Consider the following 20,999-nt stretch of genomic DNA (forward strand, 5'->3'; position numbering starts at 1 on the left):
TCATCAGCCGCGATAGCAGCGGATTTCGGCCTCGGCCTGGGCGCGGCGCAGATCCGCGACCTTGTCGTCGAAGATCTTGGTCGATTTGAACTCGTTCGCCCGGTTGCCAATGCCCTGACGCATGGACAGGACCGTGCTCGCCTGGACGTACTTGTCGTAGGGCAGGATCGCGGCGAGCTGGTCGAGAGAGCAGGAGCACCGCTGCATGCTCTCGCGGGTCTGGCCGTTGGCCGCCATGCAGCCGAAGACGTAATCGACCCGCGCGTCGGTGGGATAGTCATTCTCTTCGGCTGCCCAGCCGGCCATACCCGAGACGGTAAGGGCCAGGGCTGCCAATGCGCCGCGTTCAGCCAGCTTTCTGATCATAGCTCAGCTTCTCCTCAAGCAACTCACCACCCTCGGCGTTCTTCGCCGACGCTTCGATGGAGACGATCTGGCCGGGAACCTCCGCGGAGGTGACGAAAGTGTAGGTCATCTTATCCATGCCGCGCATGCGCTGTTCCATGGCATCCTTGGCGAAGGGCTGGATCTCGACCCGCCAGCCATTCACTTCACGGCCGCCCACCTCAACCTTGGTCGGCGTCACGGAAGCGCCTTCACGCAGTCCTTTGCGGATCGCGAGCTTCAGGTAGCGCGGATTTGCCTCCAGCACCTTCGCCAGCGAACGAAGATGGTTTTCGAGAAAGAGCGACACCACCGGGTTGCCGCTCATGTCCTCGAAGGGGCCCGCCGGCATGCGGTTCATCCCGGAAAACATCACCACGCTGATGTCGCGAGCCTCCGGACTCTTCCCCGGCTCCAACTTCAGCGTGATAGTATCCGACAACGGTGGTCCAAATGGCCCTTTCGAGATACCCGATCGACGCATGTAGTCGTACGTGATCGTCGTACCCGGCGCCGCGTTCTTCATATTCGGCTGGTCGAACAGCAGATCTGCAGCGGTCGGCGGCGCCGCCGCGTTGACCTGAGTGACCGTGCCGGGCTTCGGCGCATCTTCAGCAAGCGCCGGCATCGCGGCCAGCACCAGCGCGACGGCTGTCGTGGCAAGAAGCTTCACGAGTTGACGTCCTCCTTGAACGGCGACCGAACGTTGCTGCCGATCGTCCGATAAATGTAATCTGGCGGTGTCTCGGCCGCCTCTTCGACGGCAAGCGCCCGCACTTTGGCGTGAAGTGGCGAAAGCGAGCAGGCCGGGTCAGTAGCAGCGGCATCACCGGCCAGCGCTAGGGCCTGGCAGCGGCAGCCGCCCCAATCCTTCTCGCGCCGGTCGCAGGAGCGGCAGGGCTCCTGCATCCAGTCGGTCCCGCGATAGGCCGTAAAAGCTGGCGAATCGCGCCAGATCTCGCCCAGCGAGTGTTCCGTGACGTGCCAGAATTCGAGGCCTGGAATCGTCTCAGCCGCGTGGCAGGGCAGTACCTTGCCTTGAGGCGTGACGTTCATGAGCTTGCGGCCCCAGCCGCCCGCGCAGGCCTTCGGATATTTCGCGTAGTAATCCGGCACGACGAGATCGATGACGAGCTGACCCTTGAGGCGCTCGCGGGCCGCCTCGACGATCCGGATCGAGGCATCGACCTGCGTCTTGTCGGGCATCAGGGCGGCGCGGTTCACGTACGCCCAGCCATAATACTGCGTGTGGGCCACCTCGAGCCGCTTGGCGCCCATCTTCACCGCCAGGTCGATGAAGCCTTCGACCTCGTGGATATTGCCACGGTGGATCACCGAATTCAGGGTCAGGGGTAGCCCGAGTTCTACGACCTTGGCAGCGAACTCGAATTTTTGCGGCTGCGCATTCTTCAGGCCGCCGATCCTCTCAGCGTTCTGAGCGTCGACGCCCTGTACCGAGAGTTGCACGTGGTCGAGCCCGACATCGTACAACGCTTGGAGCTTCGACAGCGCACCGCCAACCCCGGAGGTGATGAGGTTCGAGTAGAGGCCGAGATCCGCGCAGGTCTTAGTGATCTCGACGATGTCATTGCGCGCCGTCGGCTCACCGCCCGACAGGTGGACGTGGAGAACGCCCAGGCCGGACGCCTCGGTGAGGACACGCTGCCACGTCGCCGTGTCCAGCTCGCCGGACCGGCGGTCCAGCTCGAGCGGATTCGAGCAGTAGGGACAACGCAACGGGCAGCGATGAGTCAGCTCGGCGAGCAGACCCACCGGCGCCGGCACGTCCGGCCGGTTCGGCGTCAGTGCGTTCATCGCTCCAGGACCCGTTTCTCTGCCAGGCCGTCCAGCATCACAAGGATGTCGGCCTCGATGGCCCGCGGGTCGGCCGCATAGGTCCGGCCCAGCTCATCCGCGATCGCCGCGACGCTCCGGTCACCATCGACGAGCTTGAGCACCGCCACGGCGTTGTCGTCGAGATCGAAGGTCCGCTCGGGGGCGAGCAGGACGTACTTGCCGCGGGTCTCGTCATGGCGCAGACGCACGCCGCGTGGCAGGCGCGGCCTGTCATCGGCCACCATCTTGCGCACGCCGGCACCCGCCTGAGGGACCAGCGCTTCAGCGACGAGGCCGGTCCCCGGCGTCCAGGCATCCGGGGGGATCATCCCGGGGGCGACATAGGCGAAGTACAGGGCGTCGAGCTGCGTCCAGAGGACGTTGCACTTGAAAGTCAGCGCGTCCATGGCCTGACGCTGCAGCTCGGGCGTGGTCGCGTGCGTCTTCACATAGTCGAGGGCGAAGTCGGCATCGCGCGGCGCCTGGGTTAGACGCTTGTCGAAATAGGCCAGCGTGTCCTTGGTGATGAAGTCGTAGTTCTTCAGCATTCCGGCAACACGCTCGGAAATGATGGTCGGCGAGAACATCTCCGTCAACGACGACGCGATCGCTTCCAACAAGCTTTTTTCTGCGACGAAGTGGACATAGGCTTCCACTGAGAACTTGGTCGCCGAGAGGGTGCCACGGGTCGATAAAACGTAGTCGCGTTCAAAGCCAACCCCCTCGGCAAGCTTCAGCCAGCGCTCGATACCGCCGTCGCCCGGATGGTCCCCGTCGTGGTCGACGATGCGCTGGCGCCAGATCCGCCGAAGGGACGCATCGGTCATCCGGGCAAGGACGGCAGAGTCCTTCACCGGGATCATGGCTTGATAATAGTAGCGGTTGAGAGCCCAGGCCCGAACCTGATCCTTCGACAGATTGCCATCGTGGAGGAGGCGGTGGAACGGATGCAGGATGTGGTACCGGCGCGCGCCGATATCGCGAAGCGCCGCCTCCAGCTCATCCGGGCTCAGGAGGCGTTGGCTGTCAGCGGCGTCGGGGGGCGGGAAGACTGCGTTCATGGCGTTTCCGGAATCCGTTCTCGGGTCGCGTTTCCTGTACTCCGACCTCGCCCTCATTGAGAGCCGCGTCGGGAAAGCCGAGGACTTACTTTCAGAACGCGACCCCGCGGGGCGAATGTCCGGGCTCGGAATCGATATAGTGCCGGCTTGGTCGGTGCCCAACCACCGGTCGAACGTGTCTCAGAGGGCGAGGCTAAACCCGTCGTGCGCTACACGCCACCCGGCCGCCTCGACATCGGCCCGTTCCGGTGAGCCCTCGATCAAGACCGGATTGGTGTTGTTGATGTGGACGAAGACCCGTTGACCGATAGCGACGTCGGCAAGCGCTTCGATCGACCCATTCGCGCCTCGCATCGGGACGTGCCCCATACGCCAGCCGGTTTTCGTGCCGACACCGGCCCGGATCATGTCGTCATCGAGCAGAACGGTTCCGTCGAACAAGAGTGCGTCCACGCCGGCAATCCGTTCGCGGAGACCATCTGTCACCCGGGCGCATCCCGGAACATACGCAAGGCGGCGTCCACCCGCTTCGATCAGGGCGCCGACGGTGGTCTCAGTCTCGGCGCCGATCTCCATCGTCTCGTCCTCGAGCCACAAGGGCACCTTGCCGGGGACTGGAAACAGCGTCACAGCCAAGCCGGGAAGCGGCTCGAAACGCTGCTCCATGGCGATGGGCTGACGGGCAACGACACCCTCCGCCATAACGTCGAACACGCGATTGGCGTTGACCGACTCCAGGATGCCACGGGTGGCGTAGAGCGTGTAGGGCTGGCCCTCGCGGAGGGTCAAAAGGCCCGCCACATGATCGACGTCTCCGTTGGTCAGAAGCACGGATCGGATCGGCGAGTGCCGCAGCCCTTCGCGGGGATGCATCTGAGGATTGTCGAAGAGCTGTTGCCGTATATCCGGCGAGGCGTTGATCAGGAGCCAATCGGCCCCGTCCGCCGAAATCGCGATGCTCGACTGCGTCCGCGGGCGAACCCGGTCGGGCTCAGATCGCGCCATGGTGCAGATGTGGCAGCGGCAATTCCACTGGGGCAAGCCGCCGCCGGCCGCGGAGCCGAGAATCACGATGCGCATGGTGCGGCTCCCGCGATCCCCGGCCCCTGGAAACTCAGTTGAAGGTGTCGATCTCGGCCGACTCGTAGCTCGTCACTTCCATGCCGACGCAGATCTCGGACACAACAGGGGCAGCCCACTTCATGGTGTTTCTCCTTGGCGGTATCCTCACCAAGCGTCACGGGTTCCTAAGAGACCCCTAAGACACTGATGGCGCTTTGGTTTCCGGCGCGCTTTGGATATCGGCGATTCAGCAGCGGTCTTCAAGCACTAACTTGCCGGATCCTCCCAAATTTTTCGTGAGACCCGACCTAAATGCCCAGATACTCGGGGAAAACGTTACCCAGTTCGACTTAAGTATAAGCTTCTACTGGCGGAAGTCCGGACCTCGTAGCTCCAGCATGAAGCCCTTTCCCCGGACGGTGACCAATCCCGGGCCGCCGTAGCGGACGAAGTCGGCCATCTTTGAGCGCAGGTATCCGATATAGACGTCGACCACGTTGAGCGAGAGGCCGCCCTGGCTGGCCCAAAGCCGATCGAAGATATCGGCCCGGGAGACCGGTTTGCCGATGCTCTCCATCAGCATCGCGAGCAGGTCGGCTTCGCGCGGCGTGAGACGGGCGCTGGCCTCCCCGCAACTCGCCTGGCGGGTGTCGAGATCGAGCAGAAGCCGGCCGGCAGCGAGGCGCGAGCGCGGCGCCTCGGCCTGCTCCCGCCGCATCAGATGCGTGCGCAGGCGCGCAACGAGTTCGTCGAACACGAAGGGCTTGATGATGTAATCGTCGGCTCCGAGCGCCAGACCTTCGGCCCGGTCGCGAATCTCGTCACGCGCGGACAGGAACAGGATCGCCCCCGGGAAACCGCCTTCGCGGAGTGACCGGCAGACATCGTGGCCGGACCCGTCGGGCAGGTTGATATCCAGGAGAACGGCGCCGGGCGCCGGGTCGTGGGCGGCCTTCAACGCCTCGTCCACGCAAGCCGCGGTGCCGACCTCGAACCCCTCGGCTTCCAGGCCGCGGGCCAACAGGCCCCGGATATCGATATCGTCCTCGACGATCAGGATCCGCGTCATGCGGCCGACTCCCTCACCTGCGCGCCGCCGGCCGTATCCCCGGCCGTGCCCGTTCCCCATGCCGGATCGAGCGCCGGGATGTCCAGGCTGACCCGAGCTCCGCGTCCCCCCGGGCCGGCTCCGAGGCGGATCGTGCCGCCATGCTGCTCGACGATCCAGCGGGCGAGCGCCAGCCCGATACCGAACCCGGTCTCGTCCGGACTCGGCCCCGCGCCGCGGCGGAAGCGTTCGAACAGCTCGGCCTCCGAGGCGCCGAAGCCCGGCCCGTCATCGGTCACCGTGATCCGGCCGAGGGCGCCCGGCTCGGTCGACAGCGCGACCTCGACGCGGCTCAGCCCCTTCGCGTGGCGCAGGGCGTTGTCCACGAGGCTCTCGACCGTCTGACGGATCCATTCCCGGTCGGCCAGGCATTCCACGTCCTGAGTGCCTGGCTCTAGGTTCAGGGCGACCCGCCGGCGCGCGGCCTCCGACGCCATGTTGTCGACCGCCTCGGCCAGGACCGAGGCGAGCCCGAGGGGGCGCTTGTCGAACTCGATCTCGCCCGATTCGGAGCGGGCCACGCGCAGCAGATCCTCCACCCGCAGCTTCAGCCGCTGCGCCCGCTTGCGGATCGTCGCGAAGACCGGCCCCGGATCGCCGCCCCGGTACGCGCCGCGCAACGCCAAGTCGCATTCGCCCAGGATTACGGTCAGCGGGGTGCGCAGCTCGTGGCTGACATCGGCGAAGAAGCGCCGGCGCGACCGGTCGACGGCTTCGAGCCGGGCGTTGGCGGCGCGCAGATCGGCGGTGCGGGTCGCGACCGTATCCTCCAGCGCCGCCCGGTCGGCCGCGACCCGCGATTCCCGTCGGGCGAGCCGTGCGGCCATGCGGTTGACGTTGGTCATCAGGAGACCGAGCTCGTCCCGGGTCGCCACCGAGAGCCGCGTGTCGAGGGCGCCATGGCCGATGGCGCTCGCCGCACGCCGGACTTCCTCGATCCGCGCCAGGGTCGGGCGGGTGACACCGCGGTACAGTACGGCAAGCAGCACCAGGGCAGCCGCGACCGCCGCCGCAGCGGCTACGCGCAGGCGCGCCGACAGGGCACGAGCCTCCTCGGAACCCAGCGCCATGCTGCGCCGCTCGGCCTCGATCAGGAACGAGAGCGGCTGGCCGGTCATCGCTCCGAAGCCGTTGAGCGCGCCTTTGATCGCGTCCTGACGCTTCTCGGGCTCGGTCTGGCGGCTGATCTGCGCCACCTGCCGGTCGAGCACGACCCGGGCGGCGCGCAGCTGCGCCATCGGGCGCGTCCGGGCAGCATATTGCATGCGGTCGGCGGGATCGTCGCTCGGTGGGAAGCTCTGGGCCAGGGCCGCATCGACAGTGGTCAGCGCCCGATCGGCATTGTCGCGTGCAATCGCCATGGCTTCGGGCTGGCCGTCCGGATTGCCCACGGTCTCGACCGCCGCCATGCCGAACTGAGTGAGCCGGCCCGACAGTTCGGCAAGCAGTTCCAGGCGCCGCTGCGCCTCCAAGGTACGGTCGACCGTGCGCTCGGCGGCGGCGATCGATGCCAATGCAGCGACGGCGGCCAGCATCACCACGACGGCGGTACCGCCGAGAAGCAACGCGAAACGAAGTTTCAGCGAACGCATCGGGTACGACCGGCCGTGAACCTCTGCCCGCAGTTGCGGGACGGGGTCACAGGTTCTTCGGCAGGCTGCCCCGCGCGGCGCAGCGCCAGCGCTCGACATGCCAGTCCGGGTGGGAGGCCTGCCAGGTCGCCAAAGCGCTCTGCGAATGGCGCAGGCAGATGAAAGGGTTCGAGCCCTCGTAGGACATCTCGATCCGATCCTCGCGACAGGTCGAGGGCTGGGCGACGAGGCAGATCGATAGAAGCAGAAGCATGGGCGCCTCCCCACAGTGCCGGCCTTGGGTCGGCCGGCTTGGGCAGAGCATATGCCGCGCGCGGCCGCTCTGCCCAGGGCGGCGTCAGGACGCGACCCAGATCTCACCCTTGGCGATGGTGGCAAGGTCGCCAGAATAGCGTCGCAGCGGCCGGTCGAGCAGCGCGGCATGCTCGGCACTGAGGTCCTTCAGCGATTTTGCCAGGAGCTTCAGGAAGACGAGATCGTGGGTCCCGGTCTCCACGAAGGTCGGCGACAACCGACCATGCGAACCCACCAGAAGGGTGCCACGGCGCATCCCGTAGCCGGGATGGTCGCCAACCGCGAGCGCCACCAGGGTCCCGGCGATCATGCGGGAGCCGGCATACGCCCCGGCCCGGCCGGCCAGGATGATTCCGCGCCGCATCCGATCGCCGAGATAGGCGCCGGCCGTCCCACGGATGATCAGGGTCGCGCCGTCGAGACCGGTCTTGGCGGCGTAGACGGCACCGCCGGCATGGTCACCGGCGTCGCCGTCGATGGTGATGGTGCCGCCGGTGGCTCCGGCGCCGGCATAGGGCCCGGCATGGCCGGTCACGGTCAGGCTTCCACCCGCCATGCCCTCGCCAAGGCGCTGGCCGACATCGCCGGTGACGCGGATCGCGCCCTCGGACAGGGAAGCGCCGACCCGGTCGAGGCGCTCATGGCCGCCTTCGATTGTCAGGGTGTCGGTGCCGTCCAGCGCGACCGAGAAGCAGTCGCCGAGACGGACGCCGGTGCGGGTCGTCCCGACCTCCAGGCGCTCGGCCTCGGCCTGCGACAGGCGGCTCAGGGCCAGTGGGTTGATGTTCAAGAAGTCGAGCCGCTCGGGCGGGGCCGCGCGCAGGGTGAGGGTGCTCAAGGCTCAGCCCTCCTTCTTGGCATCGTCCCGCGCGAGCAGGTCGCGCAGGTGATAATGGTGGCGGCCGAGATTGCCGCCGTAATTGCCCGCCGTGACGGCGATCAGCCCGTGCCTGCCGCCGATCTCGGTGGCGGCATGGAGTCCGGCCCGCATCGAATCGGACACACCCTGCGAGGTCAGCGCATCGATCACGATCTCCAGCACGACGCCGCACTCGGCGGGCAACGCCGAGCCGGCCCGGCCCTTGAGGGTCGGGCAGTAAGCATCGTTGGTCGAGGCCATCATGCCCTTAGTCCGCCCACCGACCTTCGAGCCCGAGCGGACGATGCCGCCCGGAAACGGCAGGATCGCGCCGGGCACCGCCTTCGCGGCCTCCACGGCCGCCTCGGCGACGATCAGCGTCTCAGCGTGTGTACGGCCGAGGAACAGAAGGTTGCCGCCGCCGACCGCGCCATCCACGGCCCGGACTGAATCCTCGCAGAGGAACTCGCCATCCATGACCGGGATGCGCCAGTAGCGCCGTTCCTTGCCGGTGGCGTCGGGCAGGCGCTTGGCGATGGCGAAGCCGTCACCGAAATACCGGATCGCACCGCCGAGCTTGATCTTGTTCGGTCCATCGACGCCCGCGAAGCAGGCCGTGCCCGGGCAGGTCAGGATGCACTGGCCAACCCGCTTGATCAGCTGTTCCTTCAGGCCGTTCGGCTCGAAGCCGAACAGCAGGATGCGCACCCCGGGTCGGCCGTCCGGAGTCTCCTCCGGCGACAGCACGGCATCGATGCCGGCCTCGGCGCCGCAGCCGATCACCGACGTGGCGAAACCCGTCATGGTGGTGGCGGCGATCATGGCCCACTTAGCGGTGTCGTTGGTGACGACGATGGCGGTCCCGGCCACGTCGAACGCCTCCGCGAAGGTGTCGACGATCGGGATGCCGTTGAGGCTGAGCTCAGACATGGTTGTTTCCGCCACTCGCCCCGCTGATCACGCCCGGCATGGCACCGCCTCGAAGGTGTCCGCATCCGCGTCGAACGCCGCATCCGGCACCGCGAAGCTGTCGAGCCCCGCGCCGAACCGATCCGACAGGTAGGCATCGGCGCGCTTGGCCATGGCCGGATCGGACTCGACCGAGAGCGACAGGGTCCGACCGGTGCGCCACTCAACCACCTCGCCATCCTCGACGATCGGCACGCCGTCCTTGAGGACGAGCTTTGCGGCGGTGAACATCGCCGTCCGGTTGGTATCGTCGCGATAGACCGCGACGTCGGCGCAGGCGCCCGGCCGTAGGTGGCCACGGTCGGCGAGACCCAGGAGCTTGGCCGGGCCGGACCGGGTCAACTGGACGATTTCCGAGAGGGTGTATTCCCGCTCCAGGCCCGGCAGGCCGGACCGCTCGCCGACGATGCCGGGGAGGGTCGCGATCTCGCGATCACGCTCGGACTTGTCCATCAGCAGGTGAATGATCCGCGGATACTGCGTGAACGGGCCGCCATTGGGGTGGTCGGTGGTCAGGATCGTGCGCTCCGGATCGGTGGAGAGCAGCATGATCTCGAGGCCGATCGCCCATTGCAGCGAGCTGGTCGGACCGCGCGGCCGATACAGGAACGGCACGACGCCGCCGCCTTCGGCATCGCCGGCATTCAGCACCCACTTCTTTGGGTTGGCGCCCTTCCGGCCAGCGAATTGGCGCAGGATGTCGAGCGACACGGTGACGGTCTGGCCGAAGACCACCTGCCCGATATCGAGGGTCGCGTTCGGATTATCGGCGATCGCCCGGGCAATCCGCTCGGCGGCCGAGCGGAAGCCGCCGCCCTCGGTGGCGCCATAGGCGTAGAACTGCGCATGGGCGAAGTGGATGCGCCGGCCCTCCGCCGCCTCCAGGGTCTCGACGAACGAATCGTCCGCTCCGGGCAGGCCGAGATTGTTGCAGTGAACGTGCAGCGGGTGGGGCACGCCGATGTCCTCGACCGCGTCGAGGAGCGAGCCCATGATCTGACGGGTCGAGAGACCGTAGACCGGGATCTCGTCGTCCAGCGACAGGCGCAGAGCGCCGTCTTTGAAGGCGGAGGCGCCGCCGGCATTGATGCATTTCACGCCCAGGCCGCGCGAAGTGGCGACCGAGAGCGCAACGAGATCGCGCACGGCGTTGCCGCCCTGGCGCTCGCGCAGCAGCTGCAGCAGCTGGTCGTCGTTGCCCATCACGGTGAGCGCGCCGCGGTCGAGCAGCGGGATGTCGGCGAGTTCCAGCTGGGTCGCCAGCGCATGGGTCGGCGGCATCGCCGGCTCGACCGCGGTGGTGTAGCCCATCCGCGCATAGGTCGAGCCGATCCAGCCTGCGGCCCCGCCCGCATGGGCGAAGGGGTGGCCGTCAGGCGCCGTCTCGCTCACGTAGAGATCAGGCAGGAGCAGGCGCGACGTGATCACGTTGCCGCCGGCGATGTGCGAATGCACCTCGACGCCGCCAGCCATCACGACGCAACCGGAGGCGTCGATCACCCGATCGGGCTGCCGGCCCGCCGGATCAACGATGCGGCCGTCTTCGATCCAGACATCACCGACGGCATCGCGGGACGCGGTCGGATCGACGACGCGCCCGCCCCGAATCACGCTCAGCATGCAGGCTCACTCCTCGACGCGGCGCCGACTTCGGCCAAGCGGTCCTTCAAAGCGCCCAGCACCGACGCGGCGGACGGTAGATCCGTCGGCGCCGTGGCCGGCCAGTAGGTCAGCGCTGCGCGCTGCTCATTCCAAAAGACGCCGCCCAAATCCTGGCCCGGTCGGCCGACCGCAATCACTACGTCGGCGAAAGAGGCCTGGGCCTCGGTGACCAGCCCAACACTCGGCACGGCGGCCAGCCAATCGGGACGCGGTACCGGCAGGGCGGCCAGCCAGATCACGGCATCGACCTCGCCGGCCGCGACCTGCCGGGCGACATCGAAGCGCCAGGGATCATGTTCGGGGACGCGACGGCCAAAGCCGCTGCGCGGCGCCTGCCCAGTCGTCCAGGCAGCCACCGGCACGACGGCGCGATCCTGGTCCGCACCCGACACCGCCAGGGTGAAGCAGCGTGTGGTCTCGTTCAGCTCCATGGCGAAGGCCTGGAGCATCTCCACGCCGAGCTCGCCGAGTTCGGCCGGATCGTACAGCAGGACGATGTATTGCGCCGCCGTGAGCTGCACCAGGAGCTTGGCCTGCGGCGTGTCACCGGCGAGATGACCTTTCGCGTAGGCGCGCAATTCCGCAACCGACTCGGCCAAACCGCCCTCGGCCGGTTGGAATAAGGTTGCCTTGGAGCCATCGGCTCCGGCCCCAAGCGCCAGGAGCGCGCGATCCGATCCAGCGGCACGCCCGCGCGTCGGCTTCGTCTCCGACAGGCGTTTCATCAGCGGCGTGCGCCCCGGCGCAGCGCCGACGACGAGCACCGCATCGGCCCGGCCCACCGCCTCGGCGGGCGTCGAGGTCATGGCGCCCACACGGCTCAGCGCCCCGAGTTCGGCATAAGTGCCGACCGCACCGGCTGTGTCGATGGAGGCGCCGATGCGCCCCGCGAGATCGTAGGCCGCGCGGATCGCGGCGACGTCGGCGCTGAGGCCGGCAATCACCGGCGCGCGCGCCTTGGCGAGCAAGGATACGGCCGCCTCGATGGCGGTGCCCGCGTCCGTCGCGCCACCCTTCACCCAGGCTGCCATGCTCCCTCACGCGACGTTCTTGTTTGGCTTCGGAGCGGGCGACGGCCGTAAGACCGGACGAAGCGGGTTCACTCCCAAAGGAAGGTCCCGCCGGATCGGAATGGCTCGCCCGCCCGATGGATCCGGGCAGGCGGCAACTCGGCGCGCCGTCGCTGCCCTAGGTTTGCATTCATCTGCGTGCCGCGGCAAGGGGGGTCGCAGCGTGGTTCGGCCGATCGCCCGCAAGATCCCGTTGCTTCGGCCGCACGCCGCATGGGAAAAGCGCGCCAGTTCGGTGGTGGTTTTCGAAGGGATGGGCGTGGGCGAGGTTCCCCAGCGGAACGAGGCGACCGCTTCGAGCAGCACGGTCCGAGTCGAAGCGCCGGCGCGGCTGCATTTCGGGTTTCTCGATCTGCACGGCGGCCTGGGCCGACGCTTCGGCAGCATCGGGCTCGCCATCGACGAGCCGTCCCTGGCGCTGACTGCCCGTCGCGCCGGACATTTGTCCGTTACTGGCGCGGAAGCCGAGCGGGTCGAGGGCTATGCCCTGGCCGCCGCGAGCCATCTCAAGAGCCCGGACAAGGTGGCGATTGCGGTCGAGCGGACCATTCCCGCGCATGCCGGCTTCGGATCCGGCACCCAGCTCGCCCTCGCTGTGGCAGCGGCCGTGGCCCGTCTCAATGGGGCTGCGTTTTCGGCCCAATCCTTCTCCACCAGCCTTGATCGGGGCAACCGCTCAGGCGTCGGCCTGTGCGCTTTCACGGAGGGCGGCCTGATCGTGGATGGCGGCCGCGGGGCCGATGGCGCACCGCCACCAGTCACGGCGCGGCTCCCCTATCCAGAATCGTGGCGGATCGTGCTCATCCTCGATCAAAGCATGGCCGGCGTGCACGGCACGCGGGAAGTCGAGGCATTTCGCGACCTGCCGCGTTTCCCCGAAGCGCAGGCGGCGGAGATCTGCCGAATCGTTCTGATGCAGGTCCTGCCTGCGGCGGCTCTTGGTGAGCCGCAGGGCTTCGGAGCTGGCATCACGCGCATCCAGGATCTCATCGGAGATCATTTCGCCCCCCATCAGGGCGGCCGCTACGCCAGCGCCGCGGTTGCGCAGGCTCTGGCCGCTGCGGCGGCGCTGGGCGTGCCCGGCTACGGCCAGTCGTCCTGGGGGCCGACCGGCTTCGTGCTGATGCCGTCCGAGGCCGAAGCCCGAACCCTGGTGTCCAAGCTGGATCGCGGCGGGCCACTTCGCTTCGTGATTGCCCGGGGCCGCAACACCGGCGCCACAATCACGGCCGCAGGATGAACCGGGCCGCTCGGGCTTGACCGCGACCCCCGTGGTGGGTTTTGGACGCTCAACAGGCGCGATTTGACGCGCTCAGCACGGGATAGAACGTCATGGCCCGCTCGATCCTCCACATGCTGACGCCGCTCCGTCACATGAGCCCGTTCGACGTGAACATGGCCATCGATGCCGGCTTCGAAACGGTGGTGACCTATACCGAGGTCAGCCTTGCGGACGTCGTCTCGCTGACCCAAGATTCGATCTTCTCGCGTGCGCCAGCCGACGGGACTCGCACGGGCATTTTCATCGGCGGCAAGAACGCCGAGGACGCCCTGGACATGGTCGACCGCGCCAAGAAGGCGTTCGTACCGCCGTTCGTGAATCACGTCTTCGCCGATCCCGCCGGCTCGTTCACCACCGGCGCCGCCATGGTGGCGCAGGTCTCCCGGGCGCTGCGGCAGAAATTCGGCACCGATCTCACCGGCAAGCGCATCGTGATCTTCGGCGGTGCCGGCGTCGTCGCTTACGTGGCCGCCGTGATCGGCGCGCTGCAGGGCGCGCAGACCGTCCTGGTCGGCCATGATGGCGAGGAGCGCGTCTCAAAGATCGCCTTCACGATGAAGTGGCGCTTCGGAATCGAGGTCGGCGCCGTCGACGGGACCACCCCCGAGGATCGCCGCCGCGCTATCCAAGATGCCGACGTGATCCTGTCGGCCGGCCCCGCCGGCATCCCGATCCTCTCGGCCGAAGACCTTAAATCCGCCCCGAAACTCTTGGTCGCCTCCGACGTGAACGCCGTGCCGCCGGCGGGCATCGCCGGGATCGACGTCAACGCCGTCGACGTGCCCCTGCCGTCGGGCAAGGGCGTTGGCATCGGCGCCCTGGCGGTGGGCAACGTGAAGTACCAGACCCAGCGCCGCCTGTTCGACCGGATGCTCGCCTCCGAAACACCGCTCTGCCTCGACTTCCGCGACGCCTACACCCTGGCGGTCGAGATCGCGGGCTGAGCCGGTTCCGGCACAGTCCGGTATGGACCCGGCGATCCTGATCGCCGCGCAGGCTGGGCGCGCCCTCGCTCAGGCTGCCCGGCGGGCTGGTCTGCGCCCTTACGTGGCCGACCTGTTCGGCGATTCCGACACCCTGGCGCTCAGCGAAGCCTACCGCCCGCTCCCGGGCCGTTTCGGCAGCCGGATCGCCGCCCGCGCGACCCTGGCGGCGATCGACGAACTGGCTGCCTCCGCGGGTTCGCCCATGGGCATCGTCCTGGGCAGCGGGTTCGAGGATGCGCCCGGTCTCGTAGCCCGTATCGCGGAACAACATCGGCTGATCGGCGCCAATGTCGATGCCATCGCGGCCCTGAAGGATCCGTTCGGATTCGCAGCGCTCTGCGCTCGGCTCGGCGTGCCGCATCCGGCTGTCACGGTCGATCCGCTCCCCGACCCCTCTGGCTGGCTGATCAAGCGGATCGGCGGCAGCGGCGGCAGCCACATCCGCCCGGCAACGCGCGGTTCGGCGCCGGACCGGCACTACCATCAAGCGCGCGTCTGCGGCCGGCCCCACGCTCTAAACTTCCTCGCCTATGCGCGCACGATGCAAGTGCTTGCGTGCACCGAGCAATGGCACGCACCGTCGCCGATCCGACCCTTTCGGTACGGCGGTGCCCTGGCCCCCGGCGCGGCGGAAGCGCCGCTTCTCCCCGACGCTCTGCTCGCCACGATCGCGGGGGCGGCAGAAAAAATCGTTGCCGCGACTGGGCTGCGCGGGCTCGCCAGCGCCGATTTCCTGGTCGACGAGTCCGGCTGGTGGCTGACCGAGATCAATCCGCGACCGGGCGCGACCCTCGATATCTTGGACCGAAGAAGCACACCGTTGATGGCCGCCCATATCGAGGCCAGCCTTGGCGGCATGCCGACGCTCGGTGAGCAACCGGCGGATGCGGCGGCTGCACAGATCTGTTACGCGGAGCGTGAGCACGCGCCTGTCCGGGATTTTTCCTGGCCGGATCATGTGCGCGATCGCCCACGCCCCGGCACGGTGGTCCGCCGCGACGCGCCCCTTTGCACGGTGCTTGCCCTTGGGGCCGACCGGCAGGCGGCGCGCGACAGTTTGAACACGCGGACGGCGCGGCTCCAAGCCGATCTAGCCGCACAGAAAACACACCCCGAGGAAGCCCTGTGATGAGTGCCAGCCAATCCTATCCCAGCGTCAACGCGCTCACCGCGCCGCTGATCGAGCGGTTCGTGGCCGATGCCGCAACCCTGCGCCTGTCGGTCTCGCAGGCGGCCGGCGGCGCCCGGATGGTCGATGCGGGCGCGCAGGCGCGGGGCTCGATCGAAGCCGGACGGCGCATCGCCGAGATCTGCCTCGGCGGCCTCGGCACCGTCACCATCGCCCCGAGCGGCCCGATCGCCTCCTGGCCGTATTCCGTGATCGTCCACGCCGCCGATCCCGTGCTGGCCTGCCTCGGCAGCCAGTATGCCGGCTGGAGCCTCGCCGACGAGGCCGGGGATTCCGGCTTCTTCGCCCTCGGCTCGGGCCCCGGCCGCGCGGTCGCGGCGGTCGAGGACCTGTATCAGGAGCTGGGCTACCGGGATTCGGCCACGAAGACCGCCCTGGTGCTCGAAGCGGCCGGCGGGCCGCCCGAGAGTGTCGTCGCCAAGGTCGCCGAGGCCGCCGGCCTTCGCCCGGAAGACCTGACCTTCATCTTCGCCCCGACCCAGAGCCTTGCCGGCTCGACCCAGGTGGTCGCCCGGGTGCTGGAAGTGGCCCTGCACAAGGCGCACACGGTCGGCTTCGACCTGCACGCGATCGTCGACGGGATCGGCTCGGCACCGCTTTCGCCTCCGCACCCGGATTTCATCAAGGCCATGGGCCGGACCAACGACGCGATCATCTACGGCGGCCGGGTCCAGCTGTTCGTCGACGCCGACGATGCCGACGCCAAGCAGCTCGCCGAGCAGATCCCGTCCACCACGTCGAGTGACCACGGCGCCCCGTTCGCCGAGATCTTTTCGCGGGTGAACGGTGATTTCTACAAGATCGATGGTGCCCTGTTCTCGCCGGCCGAAGCGATCGTCACGTCGGTGCGCTCCGGCGCCACCTATCGCGGCGGCCGCCTGGAACCGACGCTGGTGGATGCCTCCTTCGCGTAGCCGTATCGATCCCCTCCCCGTGACCGGGGAGGGACTGTTGTCCAGAGTCTTGAATCCATGCGCATCGCCCTGGCGGCCGATAACGGCAATTGGCACAAGGCCCGGCTATTGGCGGCCCTAAGGGCGCAGGGCGTCGAGCCGGTTCTGTTTTCCCTGGCCGACGTGATCGTGGCGACCGGCGGTGGCGAGCCCCTGCGTGTCCCGGGGTTTTCCGGCGAATTGCCCGACGGCGTGCTGCTGCGGACCATCGCGGGCGGTACCTTCGAGGCGACCACCATGCGGCTCGGCGTCCTGCACGCCCTCGTTTCCGCCGGCGTTACCGTGTGGAACGCCCCCACCGCCATCGAGCGATCGGTCGACAAGGCCGCCACTTCGTTGCTCGTCGCTCGGGCTGGTCTGCCGACCCCGGATACCTGGGTGGTTTCCAAGCGCGAGGCTGCCGCCGAGATTGTGCTGCGCGAGGGGCGCCCTGGCGCGCCGCTGGTCTTGAAGCCGCTGTTCGGCTCGCAGGGGGAGGGGCTCGCGCTGATCGAGCGGCCAGAGGATCTACCCGACGAGGACGCGGTGGCCCGGGTCTATTATCTTCAGCGCTACGTGCCACGGCAGGACGGCCTGTGGCGCGACTATCGTGTATTCGTCTGCGATGGCCGGGCAATCGCCGGCATGATCCGCGAGGGCGACGGCTGGATCACCAACGTGCATCTCGGCGGCCGGCCGCTGCCCTGGGTGATGCCGCCGGCCGCTGCCGAGATGGCCGAGGCCGCCGCCGCCGCGGTCGGTGTCGATTATTCCGGCGTCGACCTGGTCGAGGACGGGGAGGGCGGTTTCTCGATTCTCGAAGTCAATTCCATGCCGGCCTGGTCGGGCCTTCAGACCGTGTGCGAGACCGACATCGCAGCCGCCGTGGTGCAGGGCTTCCTGGCCGCCGTCCGGGGCGCCACCCTGCCACGGCTCGTGGTGGCATGAGCGCCCTCGACGCAGGGCTGATCGGCACGCTCTATCGCGCGGCCTGCCTGGCGGAACTGGACGCGTTAAAGCCCGGCAACGTCCACGCTTACGCAGACGGCCACCGCATGGTGGTGGCGGATTTTGTCACCAGCGCCGATGTCTCCGCCCCGGAATTGGCCCGGTCCGGCGCGGGGGTCGGCGAGCGGGTCCGGGCAGGAATCGCCGCGACCCTGGCGGCTGTCGCCCAGAATACGAATCTCGGGATTCTTCTGCTCTGCGCCCCCCTCGCCGTAGCCGCCGAACGGGCCCGGCCCGTCGGCGCGGTGCTGGACGATCTCGACGCTGCGGATTCGGCGGCGGTGTTCGCGGCGATCCGTCTTGCCAACCCGGGTGGTCTCGGCCGGGCCACGAAGCACGATGTCGCCGCCGAGGCTCCCGCCTCCTTGCGTGCCGCGATGGCGGAGGCGGCCGACCGGGACCGCATTGCCCGGGCCTACATAACCAGCTTCTCGGACATCGCCACGATCGGCCTTCCGGCCCTCATTGAGGCGCGCGCCCAGGGCCTCGATCCGTCCTGGTGCACCACGGCCATCCAACTTGCCTATCTCCGCTCCGTCCCGGATAGCCACATCGCCCGCAAGGCAGGCGCCGAGGCAGCCGAGGGCGTGCGCCTGGAGGCGGAGGCCGTCTTGTCCGGGCTCGATCTCGCCAGCCGCCCGGTGGCCCCCCTGCTCAGTCTCGACACGTCGCTCAAGGCCCGTGGGCTCAACCCCGGCACAAGCGCCGATTTCACGGTGGCGACCGTGTTCTGGGATGCCCTCGCATCGGCTGGCGCTGCGTTGGCGTGAAACACCAAAAAGTTCCCGCCGTCCGAGCCCCGCGTCCAAAGAAATTCCTCACCTTCAGGGCCTTGCGCGGGTTGTGAGCCGCAGGGTCGCGCTGTAGGGTCCGGCGCGCTGTCCGGCCCAACCGGCTCGGCCCGTCTGGCTCGGCCGGAGGGTCGGGCGCCGATAACAAGGATGGCTTCCCGGCCGCAGGCATCGCCCGGCGCCGCGGCACATTTTCGGAATCCAGGGAGAGACACCGAATGGCGAAGATCACCAAGGTTCAGGTTGGCGAAGCCCTCGTCGGCGACGGCAACGAAGTCGCTCACATCGACCTGATCATCGGACCGCGCGGCTCGCCCGCCGAGACGGCTTTCTGCAACGGCCTCGTGAACAACAAGCACGGCTTCACCAGCCTGCTGGCGGTCATCGCGCCGAACCTGCCCTGCAAGCCGAACACCCTGATGTTCAACAAGGTCACCATCAACGACGCCCGTCAGGCCGTCCAGATGTTCGGCCCGGCCCAGCACGGCGTTGCCAAGGCCGTCCAGGACGCCGTTGCCGAAGGCATCATCCCGGCTGATGAGGCCGACGACCTGTTCATCCTGGTCGGCGTGTTCATCCACTGGGAAGCGGCCGACGACGCCAAGATCCAGAAGTACAACTACGAGGCCACCAAGCTCTCGATCCAGCGCGCTGTGAACGGCGAGCCGAAGGCTTCGGTCGTCACCGAGCAGCGCAACTCGGCCCAGCATCCGTTCGCCGCCAATTAGATTGGGGACGGTCCTGGACAGAGTGAGCCTCCGCCCGCACCGCGGGGCCTGCTCCAGCGACTGGCCTCGATCTTTTTAGGTCGATAAGAACAACCACCGACGGGACGGCGAAAGCCGTCCCGTTTTTTGTTTCAGTCCCCCGCGAACCCGCCGTCGAGGCGGCCCGATTGACGCGGGAAGTGGCCCGACCTAGAGGCTGCCCATCATGCCAAGCTTGCTCCCCACCGGATCGTATTACGCGCCGCTCCCTTAGCGGCGGCCTGCTTGTCATGCCCAACCGCTGCGTCGTCGGCGGTTGCTCGAGTTCCTGATCCGCCGACCTCGCGCCTGCTCGAGGTCACCGTGTCAGTCTCCCCCGTCACTCCGCCCCACCCGGCCATCGGACTCATCGGCTTCGGCGCCTTCGGGCGTCTGATCGCCCGGCACCTTGCGCCGCATCTGGCGCTGCGTGTCTACGATCCGCGCCCGGCGGAGCCCGATGCTAGACCTACGGTGCGATGCGGACCGGCCTGGAGGGTGCGGCACGCTGCCCGGTCGTCATCCTCGCCGTTCCGGTTTCTCGCTTTGCTGATGTCGTGGCCGCGATAAGCCCGCATCTCCGGCCGGGAACGCTGGTGGTCGATGTCGGCTCGGTGAAGATGGAGCCCATTGCGATCATGCGGGCGGGACTTCCGGCTGGCGTCGAGATTCTCGGCACCCATCCCCTGTTCGGCCCCCAGAGTGCCGGCGACGGAATAGCCGGACTGAAGATCGCCGTATGCCCGGTCTCGGGACGGCGCGGGCGTCGCGCGATGGCGTTCCTTCGGAAAGTACTGAAGCTCAAGGTGATCGTCACGACGCCGGAAGCCCATGACCGCGAGGCCGCAGCCGTCCAAGGCCTGACCCACCTGATCGCGCGGGTGCTCGTCGCCATGGAGCCGCTTCCCACGCACATGACCACGCAAAGCTTCTCGCTGCTCATGCAGGCAGTCGACATGGTCCGGCACGATGCGCCCAACGTCTTCGAGGCGATCGAGCGGTCGAACCCGTTCACCGCCAATGTCCGGCAGCGCTTCTTTCCACTGGCTGCCCAAGTCGAGGCTGACCTGGCACGCGACGACCACGCCGTGGCTCTCGAACGGTCACGCCTCATGACCCGCCGTACGCACACTGAGGCGTGAGGAGACGGGGCTCCGCACAACGGAAAAGGGGCCGCCTTGCGGCGACCCCCTTCCTCATTCCGTCGGGTGGCTTGGACTTAGAAGTCCATGCCGCCCATGCCGCCGCCGCCCGGCATCGCGGGGGCGCCGCCATCCTTCTTCGGCGCGTCCGCGACCATGGCCTCGGTGGTCACCAGCAGGCCGGCCACGGAGGCCGCATCCTGCAGGGCGGTGCGCACGACCTTGGCCGGGTCGACGATGCCGGCCTGGATCATGTCGACATACTCTTCGGTCTGGGCGTTGAAGCCGTAGGTCTCCGAGGAGGTGTTGTCGGTGATCTTGCCGACCACGATCGAGCCTTCGACGCCCGCGTTCTGGGCGATCTGACGGATCGGGGCCTCAAGCGCCTTCAGCACGATCTTGATGCCGGCCTGGACGTCCGGAACGTCGGACTTCAGCTCGGCGACCGCCTTCTTGGCGCGCAGCAGCGCCGTGCCGCCGCCGGGGACGATGCCTTCCTCGACAGCCGCGCGGGTGGCGTTGAGGGCGTCGTCGACGCGGTCCTTCTTCTCCTTGACCTCGACCTCGGTCGCGCCGCCGACGCGGATCACCGCGACGCCGCCCGCGAGCTTGGCCAGGCGCTCCTGCAGCTTCTCGCGGTCGTAGTCCGAGGTGGTCTCCTCGATCTGCGCCTTGATCTGGCTGATCCGACCCTCGATGTCCGACTTCTCGCCGACGCCGTCGATGATCGTGGTGTTCTCCTTCTCGATCCGCACGCGCTTGGCGCGGCCGAGCATCGGGAGCGTGACGTTCTCGAGCTTGATCCCGAGATCCTCGGCGATCATCTGGCCCTTCGTGAGGATCGCGATGTCTTCCAGCATCGCCTTCCGGCGATCGCCGAAGCCGGGCGCCTTCACGGCCGCGACCTTCAGGCCGCCGCGGAGCTTGTTCACCACGAGGGTGGCCAGGGCCTCGCCCTCGATGTCCTCGGCGATGATCAGCAGCGGCTTGCCGGTCTGGACCACGGCCTCGAGCACCGGCAGCATC

21 protein-coding genes and 1 pseudogene are annotated in these 20,999 nt (G+C 68.0%); 8 read left to right on the plus strand and 14 right to left on the minus strand.

What is annotated here, in order from left to right; all coding sequences use genetic code 11:
- Nucleotides 1–3: 3 nt before the first annotated feature.
- The 13 genes from MKK65_RS24205 to MKK65_RS24265 form a co-directional block, all read right to left on the minus strand.
- Nucleotides 4–366 carry a hypothetical protein gene (locus tag MKK65_RS24205; RefSeq protein WP_243960529.1) on the minus strand — a complete coding sequence of 121 codons (363 nt, stop codon included), beginning with the start codon at nucleotides 364–366 and terminating at the stop codon, nucleotides 4–6.
- Nucleotides 347–1,057 (minus strand): hypothetical protein, encoded by a 711-nt coding sequence (locus MKK65_RS24210; protein ID WP_243960530.1) that lies wholly within the window; start codon nucleotides 1,055–1,057, stop codon nucleotides 347–349. Before MKK65_RS24210 ends, MKK65_RS24205 begins: the two co-directional genes overlap by 20 nt.
- The gene (gene pqqE, locus MKK65_RS24215) at nucleotides 1,054–2,199 is read right to left on the minus strand and encodes a pyrroloquinoline quinone biosynthesis protein PqqE (protein ID WP_243960531.1); all 1,146 of its coding nucleotides are present in this window, start codon (nucleotides 2,197–2,199) and stop codon (nucleotides 1,054–1,056) included. Before pqqE ends, MKK65_RS24210 begins: the two co-directional genes overlap by 4 nt.
- Nucleotides 2,196–3,281: a pyrroloquinoline-quinone synthase PqqC gene (gene pqqC, locus MKK65_RS24220; protein ID WP_243960532.1), complete on the minus strand. Its 1,086-nt coding sequence runs from the start codon at nucleotides 3,279–3,281 to the stop codon at nucleotides 2,196–2,198. Before pqqC ends, pqqE begins: the two co-directional genes overlap by 4 nt.
- A gap of 180 nt (nucleotides 3,282–3,461) precedes the next feature.
- Nucleotides 3,462–4,361, minus strand: coding sequence for a pyrroloquinoline quinone biosynthesis protein PqqB (gene pqqB / locus MKK65_RS24225; RefSeq protein WP_243960533.1), 900 nt, complete (start codon nucleotides 4,359–4,361; stop codon nucleotides 3,462–3,464).
- A gap of 34 nt (nucleotides 4,362–4,395) precedes the next feature.
- On the minus strand, nucleotides 4,396–4,485 hold the full coding sequence (pqqA, locus tag MKK65_RS24230) for a pyrroloquinoline quinone precursor peptide PqqA (RefSeq protein ID WP_007564431.1): 90 nt from the start codon (nucleotides 4,483–4,485) through the stop codon (nucleotides 4,396–4,398).
- 222 nt (nucleotides 4,486–4,707) lie between these two features.
- Nucleotides 4,708–5,412 (minus strand): response regulator transcription factor, encoded by a 705-nt coding sequence (locus MKK65_RS24235; protein ID WP_058190386.1) that lies wholly within the window; start codon nucleotides 5,410–5,412, stop codon nucleotides 4,708–4,710.
- Nucleotides 5,409–7,043, minus strand: coding sequence for a sensor histidine kinase (locus tag MKK65_RS24240; RefSeq protein ID WP_243960534.1), 1,635 nt, complete (start codon nucleotides 7,041–7,043; stop codon nucleotides 5,409–5,411). The genes MKK65_RS24235 and MKK65_RS24240 overlap by 4 nt, the downstream gene beginning before the upstream one ends.
- 46 nt (nucleotides 7,044–7,089) lie before the next feature.
- Complete coding sequence (locus MKK65_RS24245) at nucleotides 7,090–7,296, minus strand: hypothetical protein (RefSeq protein WP_058190388.1); 207 nt, start codon at nucleotides 7,294–7,296, stop codon at nucleotides 7,090–7,092.
- Nucleotides 7,297–7,380: 84 nt separating this feature from the next.
- Entirely contained in the window at nucleotides 7,381–8,175 is a 795-nt protein-coding gene (locus tag MKK65_RS24250) for a formylmethanofuran dehydrogenase subunit C (protein ID WP_243960535.1), read from the minus strand.
- 3 nt (nucleotides 8,176–8,178) lie between these two features.
- Entirely contained in the window at nucleotides 8,179–9,126 is a 948-nt protein-coding gene (gene fhcD / locus MKK65_RS24255) for a formylmethanofuran--tetrahydromethanopterin N-formyltransferase (protein ID WP_058190390.1), read from the minus strand.
- A 27-nt stretch (nucleotides 9,127–9,153) separates the two neighbouring features.
- The gene (locus tag MKK65_RS24260; RefSeq protein ID WP_243960536.1) at nucleotides 9,154–10,785 is read right to left on the minus strand and encodes a formylmethanofuran dehydrogenase subunit A; all 1,632 of its coding nucleotides are present in this window, start codon (nucleotides 10,783–10,785) and stop codon (nucleotides 9,154–9,156) included.
- A complete protein-coding gene (locus tag MKK65_RS24265; protein WP_243960537.1) occupies nucleotides 10,779–11,858 on the minus strand; it encodes a formyltransferase in 1,080 nt (359 codons plus the stop codon). The genes MKK65_RS24260 and MKK65_RS24265 overlap by 7 nt, the downstream gene beginning before the upstream one ends.
- A 298-nt stretch (nucleotides 11,859–12,156) precedes the next feature.
- Between MKK65_RS24265 and MKK65_RS24270 the strand changes: the two genes are divergently transcribed.
- From MKK65_RS24270 to MKK65_RS24305, 8 genes and pseudogenes are all read left to right on the plus strand, one after another.
- Nucleotides 12,157–13,137: a beta-ribofuranosylaminobenzene 5'-phosphate synthase family protein gene (locus MKK65_RS24270; RefSeq protein WP_409565493.1), complete on the plus strand. Its 981-nt coding sequence runs from the start codon at nucleotides 12,157–12,159 to the stop codon at nucleotides 13,135–13,137.
- A 92-nt stretch (nucleotides 13,138–13,229) separates the two neighbouring features.
- Nucleotides 13,230–14,123, plus strand: coding sequence for an NADP-dependent methylenetetrahydromethanopterin/methylenetetrahydrofolate dehydrogenase (locus tag MKK65_RS24275; RefSeq protein ID WP_243960538.1), 894 nt, complete (start codon nucleotides 13,230–13,232; stop codon nucleotides 14,121–14,123).
- 22 nt (nucleotides 14,124–14,145) lie between these two features.
- Nucleotides 14,146–15,294 (plus strand): ATP-grasp domain-containing protein, encoded by a 1,149-nt coding sequence (locus MKK65_RS24280; RefSeq protein WP_243960539.1) that lies wholly within the window; start codon nucleotides 14,146–14,148, stop codon nucleotides 15,292–15,294.
- The gene (mch, locus tag MKK65_RS24285; RefSeq protein ID WP_243960540.1) at nucleotides 15,294–16,268 is read left to right on the plus strand and encodes a methenyltetrahydromethanopterin cyclohydrolase; all 975 of its coding nucleotides are present in this window, start codon (nucleotides 15,294–15,296) and stop codon (nucleotides 16,266–16,268) included. The genes MKK65_RS24280 and mch overlap by 1 nt, the downstream gene beginning before the upstream one ends.
- 57 nt (nucleotides 16,269–16,325) lie before the next feature.
- Nucleotides 16,326–17,234: a RimK family alpha-L-glutamate ligase gene (locus MKK65_RS24290; protein WP_243960541.1), complete on the plus strand. Its 909-nt coding sequence runs from the start codon at nucleotides 16,326–16,328 to the stop codon at nucleotides 17,232–17,234.
- Nucleotides 17,231–18,064: a triphosphoribosyl-dephospho-CoA synthase gene (locus MKK65_RS24295; RefSeq protein ID WP_243960542.1), complete on the plus strand. Its 834-nt coding sequence runs from the start codon at nucleotides 17,231–17,233 to the stop codon at nucleotides 18,062–18,064. The genes MKK65_RS24290 and MKK65_RS24295 overlap by 4 nt, the downstream gene beginning before the upstream one ends.
- A gap of 239 nt (nucleotides 18,065–18,303) precedes the next feature.
- Nucleotides 18,304–18,813, plus strand: a complete 510-nt coding sequence (fae, locus tag MKK65_RS24300) for a 5,6,7,8-tetrahydromethanopterin hydro-lyase (protein ID WP_058190399.1) — start codon at nucleotides 18,304–18,306, stop codon at nucleotides 18,811–18,813.
- 342 nt (nucleotides 18,814–19,155) lie between these two features.
- Nucleotides 19,156–19,973: pseudogene (locus tag MKK65_RS24305) on the plus strand (prephenate dehydrogenase/arogenate dehydrogenase family protein).
- A 77-nt stretch (nucleotides 19,974–20,050) separates the two neighbouring features.
- Here MKK65_RS24305 and groEL read toward each other — a convergent pair.
- On the minus strand, nucleotides 20,051–20,999 hold a 949-nt coding region (gene groEL / locus MKK65_RS24310), incomplete at its 5' end, for a chaperonin GroEL (protein ID WP_243960544.1).

This window comes from Methylobacterium sp. J-001, from assembly GCF_022829565.1.
GTDB lineage: Bacteria > Pseudomonadota > Alphaproteobacteria > Rhizobiales > Beijerinckiaceae > Methylobacterium.

Excerpts from the sequence above, each read along its gene's own strand:
- MKK65_RS24205 (WP_243960529.1), bottom strand. The coding sequence starts at position 366 with ATGATCAGAAAGCTGGCTGAACGCGGCGCATTGGCAGCCCTGGCCCTT.
- pqqE (WP_243960531.1), bottom strand. The coding sequence starts at position 2,199 with ATGAACGCACTGACGCCGAACCGGCCGGACGTGCCGGCGCCGGTGGGT.
- pqqC (WP_243960532.1), bottom strand. The coding sequence starts at position 3,281 with ATGAACGCAGTCTTCCCGCCCCCCGACGCCGCTGACAGCCAACGCCTC.
- pqqB (WP_243960533.1), bottom strand. The coding sequence starts at position 4,361 with ATGCGCATCGTGATTCTCGGCTCCGCGGCCGGCGGCGGCTTGCCCCAG.
- pqqA (WP_007564431.1), bottom strand. The coding sequence starts at position 4,485 with ATGAAGTGGGCTGCCCCTGTTGTGTCCGAGATCTGCGTCGGCATGGAA.
- MKK65_RS24235 (WP_058190386.1), bottom strand. The coding sequence starts at position 5,412 with ATGACGCGGATCCTGATCGTCGAGGACGATATCGATATCCGGGGCCTG.
- MKK65_RS24240 (WP_243960534.1), bottom strand. The coding sequence starts at position 7,043 with ATGCGTTCGCTGAAACTTCGTTTCGCGTTGCTTCTCGGCGGTACCGCC.
- MKK65_RS24245 (WP_058190388.1), bottom strand. The coding sequence starts at position 7,296 with ATGCTTCTGCTTCTATCGATCTGCCTCGTCGCCCAGCCCTCGACCTGT.
- fhcD (WP_058190390.1), bottom strand. The coding sequence starts at position 9,126 with ATGTCTGAGCTCAGCCTCAACGGCATCCCGATCGTCGACACCTTCGCG.
- MKK65_RS24260 (WP_243960536.1), bottom strand. The coding sequence starts at position 10,785 with ATGCTGAGCGTGATTCGGGGCGGGCGCGTCGTCGATCCGACCGCGTCC.
- MKK65_RS24265 (WP_243960537.1), bottom strand. The coding sequence starts at position 11,858 with ATGGCAGCCTGGGTGAAGGGTGGCGCGACGGACGCGGGCACCGCCATC.
- MKK65_RS24275 (WP_243960538.1), top strand. The coding sequence starts at position 13,230 with ATGGCCCGCTCGATCCTCCACATGCTGACGCCGCTCCGTCACATGAGC.
- MKK65_RS24280 (WP_243960539.1), top strand. The coding sequence starts at position 14,146 with ATGGACCCGGCGATCCTGATCGCCGCGCAGGCTGGGCGCGCCCTCGCT.
- mch (WP_243960540.1), top strand. The coding sequence starts at position 15,294 with ATGAGTGCCAGCCAATCCTATCCCAGCGTCAACGCGCTCACCGCGCCG.
- MKK65_RS24290 (WP_243960541.1), top strand. The coding sequence starts at position 16,326 with ATGCGCATCGCCCTGGCGGCCGATAACGGCAATTGGCACAAGGCCCGG.
- MKK65_RS24295 (WP_243960542.1), top strand. The coding sequence starts at position 17,231 with ATGAGCGCCCTCGACGCAGGGCTGATCGGCACGCTCTATCGCGCGGCC.
- fae (WP_058190399.1), top strand. The coding sequence starts at position 18,304 with ATGGCGAAGATCACCAAGGTTCAGGTTGGCGAAGCCCTCGTCGGCGAC.